Source organism: Methylobacterium sp. E-065 (assembly GCF_022829605.1).
Lineage (GTDB): Bacteria > Pseudomonadota > Alphaproteobacteria > Rhizobiales > Beijerinckiaceae > Methylobacterium.
The window spans coordinates 1-1,724 of the sequence record NZ_JAKSYD010000031.1 but is presented as its reverse complement, the minus strand read 5'-3'; the positions used below and the strand labels follow the sequence as shown (position 1 = coordinate 1,724).

Below are 1,724 nucleotides of genomic sequence, written 5' to 3'. Positions count from 1 at the left end.
GAGTAGGCGCCTCGGACGCGGGCAGCATGGATCTGCGCGGCTAACGCGGCATCCAAGGACGAGGGCTTGTCGTGTTGTTCGCTCATGGGCGAGCGGTACGGGCTGGCTCAGGCTGAAGTTTCGCCCGGGCGGAATTTTCGCAGAACTGCTACTCCTTGCCGGCGAGTTTCGGGCGAGGCACGCGAACTTTGTCAGGCCGAGAAACAGGGCAAGGTACGTCAACACGGCCAGCCAGGGTGACTTCAAGCCATGGCCCGCAGCTGCGGCTCAGCGAACAGCGCCCGCAACCGGGCCAGCTCCAGCTCCGACACACCCAGCACCGCTGCAGGGCGCGCGAACAGGTAGCCCTGCATCTGCTCGCAGTGCAGCTCGCGCAGGATCGCCAGTTGCTCGGCGGTCTCGACCCCCTCGACCGTGACCTGCAGGCCGAGGTTATGCCCGAGGTTCACGATCGCCCGCACGATCGCCAGCGTGTCGGCGTGCTGCCCCAACCGGCGCACGAACGACTGATCGACCTTGATCTTGTCGAACCGGAACTGCTGCAGGTAGCTCAGCGACGAGTACCCGGTGCCGAAGTCGTCGAGTGCCAGCCGCACGCCCAGCCCGCGCAGGTCGGTCAGCACCTGCACGGCCTTCGCGGCATCCTGGATGAACACGCTCTCGGTGATCTCGACCACCAGCCGCGCCGGGGCAAGCCCGTGACGCGCCAGCGCCGCAGCGACGACCGTCGGGACGTCGGACTGGCGGAACTGGGTCGGGGAGACGTTGACTGAGACACGCCACGGCTGCGGCCAGGCCGCGGCCGCCGCGCAGGCGGTGTCGATCACCCATTCGCCGATCCGCCCGATCAGGTCGGCCTGCTCGGCCACCGGGATGAACTCGGCCGGCGAGACGAAGCCGCGCTCCGGGTGCTGCCAGCGGATCAGCGCCTCGAAGGTCTCGATCTCGCCGGTGCGGGCGTTGACGATCGGCTGGTAGAACAGCCGCAGCTCGTCGCGGGTGATCGCGCCGCCGAGCTCGTGCTCGAACTGCCGCCGCGCCTGCAGCTCGGCGTCCATCGCCGCCTCGAAGAAACGGACCGCGCCGCGTCCCTCGTCCTTGACGCGATACAGTGCGGTGTCGGCGGCGCGCAGCAGCGCCTCAGCCGTGCGGCCGTCCCCGGGGTAGAGGGCGATGCCAGCCGAGGCGCCGATCTCGACGCGATGGTCGTCGATCTGGAACGGGCGACGCAGGCCCCCGACCAGGCGACCGGCGATCTCCGCGACCCGCTGGGGCGCGCGCGCGCCGGTGAGCACCGCCACGAACTCGTCGCCCCCGACCCGGGCCAGGGTGTCGCTCGGGCGCAGCTCGGTCAGCATCCGCTTGGCCAGCTGGACCAGCAGCGCGTCGCCGGTGGCGTGGCCGTGCAGGTCGTTGACCGCCTTGAACCGGTCGAGGTCGAGGTAGATCACCGCGACGCCGGTCCCGTCCAGGGCCGCGGCCTCGAGCGCCGGGCCGAGGCGCTGCTCCAGCAGGTAGCGATTGGGCAGGTCGGTCAGGGCGTCGTGCAGGGCGAGGTGGCGGATACGGGCCTCGTCGCGCTTGCGGTCGGTGAGGTCGCGCAGGGCGACGGCGGTGGCGGGCTTGCCGCCGAACTCGATGGTGCGGCAGGACAGCTCGACAGGCACGTGCGTGCCGGCGGCAGTGCGGGCCTCGAACTCCTCCGGCCGCAGCTCCTCGGAGCG

1 protein-coding gene is annotated in these 1,724 nt (G+C 70.8%); it reads right to left on the bottom strand.

The features are described 5' to 3' along the window. Positions 1-242: 242 nt before the first annotated feature. The coding region (locus MKK84_RS02445; protein ID WP_243916448.1) for a putative bifunctional diguanylate cyclase/phosphodiesterase at positions 243-1,724 on the bottom strand (1,482 nt) is incomplete at its 5' end.